The organism is Intrasporangium sp. (assembly GCF_040414665.1).
Lineage (GTDB): Bacteria > Actinomycetota > Actinomycetes > Actinomycetales > Dermatophilaceae > Intrasporangium.
In genome coordinates this window covers 1-7004 of the sequence record NZ_JBEDUL010000139.1, presented here as the reverse complement: position 1 = coordinate 7004, position 7004 = coordinate 1, and the positions used below count along the sequence as shown (strand labels likewise).

General features: G+C 70.1%; 7 protein-coding genes. 1 reads left to right on the top strand and 6 read right to left on the bottom strand.

Going from position 1 to position 7004, the window contains the following annotated elements; all coding sequences use genetic code 11:
- The 5 genes from uraD to ABF401_RS14270 all read right to left on the bottom strand — a co-directional run.
- The coding region (uraD, locus tag ABF401_RS14290) for a 2-oxo-4-hydroxy-4-carboxy-5-ureidoimidazoline decarboxylase (RefSeq protein WP_353510237.1) at positions 1–478 on the bottom strand (478 nt) is incomplete at its 3' end.
- A gap of 77 nt (positions 479–555) precedes the next feature.
- On the bottom strand, positions 556–1809 hold the full coding sequence (locus ABF401_RS14285; protein ID WP_353510236.1) for a DUF6986 family protein: 1254 nt from the start codon (positions 1807–1809) through the stop codon (positions 556–558).
- Entirely contained in the window at positions 1806–3407 is a 1602-nt protein-coding gene (gene aceB, locus ABF401_RS14280) for a malate synthase A (RefSeq protein ID WP_353510235.1), read from the bottom strand. Before aceB ends, ABF401_RS14285 begins: the two co-directional genes overlap by 4 nt.
- A gap of 5 nt (positions 3408–3412) precedes the next feature.
- Entirely contained in the window at positions 3413–4846 is a 1434-nt protein-coding gene (locus tag ABF401_RS14275; RefSeq protein ID WP_353510234.1) for an NAD-dependent malic enzyme, read from the bottom strand.
- A 186-nt stretch (positions 4847–5032) separates the two neighbouring features.
- On the bottom strand, positions 5033–5803 hold the full coding sequence (locus tag ABF401_RS14270; protein WP_353510233.1) for a DUF4031 domain-containing protein: 771 nt from the start codon (positions 5801–5803) through the stop codon (positions 5033–5035).
- 130 nt (positions 5804–5933) lie between these two features.
- Between ABF401_RS14270 and ABF401_RS14265 the strand changes: the two genes are divergently transcribed.
- Positions 5934–6221, top strand: coding sequence for a WXG100 family type VII secretion target (locus ABF401_RS14265; protein WP_353510232.1), 288 nt, complete (start codon positions 5934–5936; stop codon positions 6219–6221).
- A 174-nt stretch (positions 6222–6395) separates the two neighbouring features.
- Here the strand turns inward: ABF401_RS14265 and ABF401_RS14260 are convergent.
- A partial coding sequence (locus tag ABF401_RS14260) for a TCP-1/cpn60 chaperonin family protein (RefSeq protein ID WP_353510231.1) occupies positions 6396–7004 on the bottom strand: 609 nt, incomplete at its 5' end.

Genomic DNA, 7004 nt, shown 5'->3' with positions numbered 1-7004 from the left:
GCAGCCGGAGCAGCGCGATCTTGCGGAGCTCCTCAGCCACCACCGCCTCCTCGGTCGCGTCGTCGTTGCCCAGCCGATCCCGCAACGAGGCGAGGATCTCGTCGGCGCCCAGGCCGGTCGCGCAGATGAGGAAAACCCGCTCGAACCGTTCCTCGTAGGCGCGGTTGCCCTCGAGCAGCTCCTGCTGGGTCCGTTCGTCCCGTGACACGGTGGACTGCTCCTGGCGCGACCACGACGACTCCGTTCCGGACCCCTTCGCGCGCTCGCCGATCCGTGGGTGCGCCGCGAGCGCGCGCTCGACCTCGGCCCGACTCAGACGCCGGGCGGCTGTGTCGGCCTCGGCCATGAGGTCGGCCAGGCTGGCATACGGACGGCCGGCGACCATCGTCTCGGCCCAGGCCGGCACGTCACAGCAAGCGAGGAGCGCCGTGGTGAGCGCCCCCGATTCCTCGTTGTTGATCCGCGCGAGTCTGTCCATGTGACCCCGAACCTACGCGGCCTCCGCCAAACCGTCGAGGGTGCAGAGCCGGCCGCGCGCATTTCCTGCTCATGTGATCAGCGAGCGGTGGCTCGGCGGGCGAGGCGTGCCAAGGCCGCCCGGTCGAGGCCAGCCTTCTCGGACACCTCGGCGTCGTCCACTGCACCGCACTCGACACCACGCAGCACGAAGCCGGCGAGGGCGACAGCAGTGGCCGGCTCGTCGAGATACGTCGAATCCGCTTGGCCCACATAGTCGCGAAGCCGTGCGGCCGCAGACTCGAGACCTTCCCGATAGAAGGCAAAGGTGGCGGCATACCGGGTCGGCAGCTGAGCCGGGTGCAGGTCCCAGCCCTGGTAGAAGCCGCGCTCGAGCGAGCGACGGACCAGCCGGGCGTGCAAGGCCCAACCCCGGCGCACCGCCGTCGCATCACCCACAGGCAGGAGGTTGGTCGAACCGTCCGACAGCAGGACACCAGTCCCCGCCGCGGCGACCTGCATCACCGCCTTGGCGTGGTCCGCGACCGGGTGCTCCATGCTCTGGTACTCCGCAGCGATCCCCATCGACGCGGAGTAGTCATAGGTCCCGTAGTGCAGACCCGTGACCCTGCCGGCGCCGGCGTGGATCATCCGGGCCACGAGCGCCGTGCCGTCTGCACCGAGGATCGCCTGGGGCGTCTCCACCTGGACCTCGAAGCGGAGCCGACCGGGAGCGAGCCGGTGCGCGGACTCGAGCCAGTCGCAGGCGGTCACCATCGCCGCCACCTGGTCGACGGACGTGACCTTGGGCAGTGTCACGACGAAGCCATCCCCCACCCCGCCACGCCGGGCCAGCTCCGCGACGAACAGGTCCAGCGTCCGCAGCCCCCGCCGTCGGGTCGGCGCCTCCAGGGACTTGAACCGGATTCCGTGGAACGGTGCGGCCTCGCCAGCGGAGACCGAATCGGCCAGCGCCACAGCGGCACTCACGGCCGCTGCATCCTCCTCGTCGTCCGGCCGCGCCCCGTAGCCGTCCTCGAAGTCGATCCGCAGGTCCTCGATCGGCTCGCGCTCGAGCTTGGCCCGCACCCGAGGATAGACCTCCGCCATGCCCTCCTCGGCAAGGCCAGCGACTCGCGCGAAGGACCCCGCGTCGGGGCCGTGCTCGTCAAGGGTGGCGAGCGCGCGGTCACGCCACTCGGGGACGAGCCCAGCGGCATACGAGCTGGCGGGGACGTACACCGTGTGCAACGGCTGGCGCACGCCCCGGTCACCGGGGTACTTGCGGGCCAGCGCCGCGTCGGCGTCCGCGAGCTGCCGATCGAGGCGGCTGGCCAGGTCGTCGAGGCTCACTCCGCCACAGCCTCGTAGGCCGGCAGCGTCAGGAAGTCGACGAACGTGTCAGCCAGCGCAACTTCCTCGAAGACCCTTGCCGCAGTGGCGAACTCCCGTGAGCCGAAGTCCTCGAGATCCGCACGGAAGGTGGCGAGCTGCTCGGCCAGGAGCTCTCGCACGAGCTCCGCGGTGACCGGGGTGCCGTCGTCCAACACCGAGCCGTTGTGCACCCACTGCCAGATCTGGGAGCGGCAGATCTCGGCCGTCGCGGCGTCCTCCATGAGGTTGTGGATGGCGACCGCGCCGTTGCCCCCGAGCCAGGAATCGAGGTAGAGCAGGCCCACCTCGATGTTGGTGCGCAGCCCCTCCCGGGTGATCGCCCCGCCGGCCGACCGGAAGTCGAGCAGGTCCTCGGCGTCGACATCGACGTCCTCGCGGAGCACGCGGAGCTGGTTCGGGCGATCGCCGAGCACCCCGTCGAAGACGTCCCGGCACAGGGGAACGAGGTCCGGGTGGGCGACCCACGAGCCGTCGAAGCCCTGCCCCGCCTCGCGCTCCTTGTCCCGCCGGACCTGGTCGAACGCGCGCGCGTTGACCTCCTCGTCCCGGCGGCTCGGGATGAACGCCGACATCCCGCCGATGGCGAGCGCCCCCCGCTTGTGGCAGGTCTGGACGAGCAGCTCGGCATAGGCCTGCATGAACGGGGTCGTCATCGGCACCGATGCGCGGTCCGGCAGGACGAACTCCGGCCCGCCGTCGCGGAAGTACTTGATCACCGAGAAGAGGTAGTCCCAGCGGCCCGCGTTGAGCCCGGAGACGTGGTCGCGCAGCTCGAAGAGGATCTCCTCCATCTCGAAGGCGGCCGGGATCGTCTCGATGAGCACCGTCGAGCGGATCGTGCCGTACGGGATCTGCAGGGCCTGCTGAGCGAACGTGAACACGTCGTTCCAGAGCCGCGCCTCGAGATGGGACTCGGTCTTGGGCAGGTAGAAGTAGGGCCCACTCCCCCGCTCGAGCAGCTCCAACGCGTTGTGGTAGAAGTACAGCCCGAAGTCGACGAGCGCGCCGGTGGCCGCCCTGCCGTCCACCACAAGATGCCGCTCGTCGAGATGCCAGCCGCGCGGGCGCATGACGATGGTGGGACGTCGCTGGTCGGTCACCAGCTCGTAGGTCTTGCCGTCCGGCGACGTGAAGCTGATGGTCCCGCGGATCGCGTCGCGGAGGTTGACCTGCCCGCCGATGACGTTGCTCCAGTGCGGCGTGCTCGCGTCCTCGAGGTCGGCGAGCCAGACTCGCGCCCCCGAGTTGAGCGCGTTGATCGTCATCTTGCGGTCCGTCGGCCCCGTCATCTCGACCCGGCGATCCACGAGGTCCGTGGGCGCCGGCGCCACCATCCATTCGCTGTCACGGACAGGTGCCGTCTCTGCGAGGAAGTCGAGCCGCCCGCTCTGAGCCACCTCATCGCGACGCACCCGCCGCGCGGCGATCAGCTCGTCCCGTCTCCCCCCGAACTCCCGCTGGAGCGAGGCCACGAAGGCCACCGCCCCGGGAGTGAGGATCTCGTCCTGCCGCTCGACCGCGGGGGCAGGGACCTCGGCGTCGGGATGCCCGGACATCCGGCTCAGAGCACCTTGCCGACCGGAGTGGTGCGTGTCTCGGGCACGTCGGCGCTCTTGGCCTCGACGGCCGCTCGCACCGCGGCGGCAACCCCGGGCGCCACCACCGGGTCGAACACCGACGGCACGATGTAGCTCGCGTTGAGCTCCTCGGGCGTCACCGCGTCGGCAATGGCGTGCGCTGCCGCGACCATGACCTCCTGGGTGATCTCCGAGGACCCGGAGTCCAGCATCCCGCGGAAGAACCCGGGGAAGCAGAGGACGTTGTTGATCTGGTTGGGATAGTCGGACCGTCCGGTGGCGACGACCGCCGCGTGCTTGCTCGCCTCCAAGGGGTCGACCTCCGGGTCGGGGTTCGCGAGCGCGAAGACGATCGCATCGTCGGCCATCGTCCCGATGTCCTCGCCGGTGAGGAGGTTGGGCGCCGACACGCCGATGAAGACGTCCGCCCCCCGGATCACGTCTCGCAGTGATCCCTCCTCGTGGCGCCGGTTGGTGTGCTCCGCGATCCACTCGCGGTCGGGATCGCTGTAGGACTGGCCGTCGTGGATGGCCCCGCTGCGCCCGCTGGCTACGATGTCGGTGGCCCCCTGCGCGAGGAGCAGCTCGATGATCGCGTGCCCCGCGGCGCCGACGCCGCTCATGGCAATGCGGACCGACCCGATGTCCTTGCCCACGACCCGCAGCGCGTTGGTCAGCGCCGCCAGCACCACGATCGCCGTGCCGTGCTGGTCGTCGTGGAAGACGGGGATGTCGAGCTCGGCCCGCAGCCGTCGCTCGATCTCGAAACACCGTGGCGCAGCGATGTCCTCGAGGTTGATCCCGCCATAGACCGGCGCGATCGCCTTGACGATCGAGATGATCTCCTCGGTGTCCTGCGTGTCGAGGCACACCGGCCAGGCGTCCACGCCCGCGAACTGCTTGAAGAGCGCCGCCTTGCCCTCCATGACCGGCAGCGCCGCGGCCGGCCCGATGTTGCCCAGCCCGAGCACCGCCGAACCGTCCGTGACCACGGCGACGGTGTTGCGCTTGATCGTCAGGCGACGCGCGTCGGCCGGGTTGGCGGCGATGGCGAGACAGATCCGGGCGACCCCGGGGGTGTAGGCGCGCGACAGGTCGTCACGGTGCTTGAGCGGCACCTTGGGGTTGACCTCGAGCTTGCCGCCGAGGTGCATGAGGAAGGTGCGGTCGCTGACCTTGCGGACGGTGACGTTGGGGACCGTCGCGAGCTCCTGGGCGATTCCCTCGGCGTGGTCCGCGTCCGACGCGTCATAGGTCACGTCGACGACGAGCCGGTCGTGCGTCGACTCGGCGATGTCGAGCGCGGTCAGCGAGCCGCCAGCCCTGGCCACCGCGGCCACCAGCCCTCCCGTCGCATCCGCCGAGGTCGGGGTCTCGACGCGGACGGTGATCGCATAGCCGGGGCTGGGTGCGCGCATGAGTTGCTTCTCCTCGATGAGTGGGGGTGGAGCGCCACGTGCAACACCACCACCGATGCGGCCGGCTCCGCAAGCATGACAAACAGACAGATCCCGTATGCCGCTGAGCTCGCCCTTCGTCCCCGCTCGCTCCGCGCGTGGTCGGCTCCTCGTGGCTGCTCGTCGAGTGGGCAGTACGCGTCGGCGTCAGCGGAGGTCCGGGAAGGCGGCCGCCGCCAGTGGCCACCAGAACAGGTGCGAGCACAGCTCGGCGTACTCGTCCGGAGTCACCCAACGCGTCTCGTGGACCCCGTCATCACCTTGGGTGATCGGGGGCAGGACGACGTCGAGGTCGGCTCGGAAGGCCTGCAGGAAGGGGCGGCGTGGGTCGATGAGGTTGTCATCCGCGAGGGGCGTGAACCGCTCGTAGCCGACGACGCTGACCCGAGTGTGCTCGACCCGGAGGCCCGTCTCCTCATGGGTCTCGCGCAGCGCGTTCTCGATCGGCGTCTCGCCCGGCTCCCGCCAGCCGCCCGGCGAGCTCCACTCGGCACGCCGCACGCTGTGGACCGCGGCGAAGTGCCCGGCAGCGTCGCGCACGAAGAGCATCGCCGCGAAGACCTGGGCCTCCGGAACCGGCTTCGCCGAGGCGACGAGGTCGACGTGGCTCGGCCCGTTCGGGAAGGGGACCGCGAGGTGCCGGACGAGGCCCCGATCGCCCTTGCGCTTGCGCAGTCGGAGGCCGGACGCGTTGAGCCGCCGCGCAAGGTCGAGGCCGGTCGTCGGCGTGGCACCGGCCGCGACAGCGTCGCCCCAGCGGACGTCCGGCACGTCGTAGTGGTCCCCGTCGAAGGACCGGGGATGGAGGGCGACCGTCCGGGCGAAGTCATGGAGCTCGGTGTACGACGTGTCGCTGACGAGGTGCGCGAAGTGCCGACCGTGCGCCGGCCAGATCGGCTCGTCGATGAACAGCGTCATACGAGCGAGCCTAGTCAGCGAGACCGACAGGACCTGTGGACAAGTCGGAGGGCGGCAGGACGAGTCCGCCTAGCGTTCACGGTGTCAGGTCACCAAGCGGCCCACCACGGCCGATGCGAAGGAGAAGCACATGGCCAGGTCCATCGTCGACACGGAGGCGATCCGAGTCGCAGCTGTCGACATCCAGCGACTCTCCGACGACATCCAGTCGGCTACCTCCGCGCTCCGCGCCCGGCTCGGATCGCTGAGCGGTGCCTGGGAGGGCCCGGCGCGCAGACAGTTCGACGACGTCCTGGAGCGCTACAACCAGATGCAGCACAAGATCAACACGACGCTCGCGGAGATCAGCACCCTGACGGCGAGGGCGTCGACGGCCTACGAGCAGCACGAGACGGCGACCCGGGCCCTGTTCGCCTGACTCGGTGCCGAGCGCTCGATCCGGACACCATCCGTTCTGCCCCTGGTCCGGATCGAGTCCCACCGGGGGGCGGCTCCTCACGAACGGGAGCCGCCCTCCGGCATACGGCAGAAAAGGCGAGTGCCGAACGCGCGACATTCCGCGCGTTCGGCACTCAGCGAGGTGGTGCTGGACTCAGAAGCCCATGCCACCCATGTCGCCCATGTCCGGGGCACCCGCGGCGGCCGCGGCCTTCTCCGGCTTGTCGGCGATGACGGCCTCGGTCGTGAGGAAGAGCGCGGCGATGGACGCGGCGTTCTGCAGCGCCGAGCGCGTCACCTTGACCGGGTCGATGATGCCCGCAGCGAGCAGGTCACCGTACTCACCCGTCGCAGCGTTCAGGCCCTCGTGCGCACCGAGGTGGCGGACCTTCTCCGCCACGACGCCGCCCTCGTGACCTGCGTTGATCGCGATCTGCTTGAGCGGAGCCTCCGCAGCGACGCGCACGATGTTGGCACCGGTCGCCTCGTCACCCTCGAGGTTGAGGGAGTCGACGGCCTTGGCGGCCTGGATGAGCGCGACGCCACCACCGGCGACGATGCCCTCCTCGACGGCAGCCTTCGCGTTGCGGACGGCGTCCTCGATGCGGTGCTTGCGCTCCTTGAGCTCGACCTCGGTGGCCGCGCCCGCCTTGATGACGGCCACGCCGCCGGCGAGCTTGGCGAGGCGCTCCTGGAGCTTCTCGCGGTCGTAGTCGGAGTCCGACTTCTCGATCTCGGCCTTGATCTGGGAGATGCGGCCCTC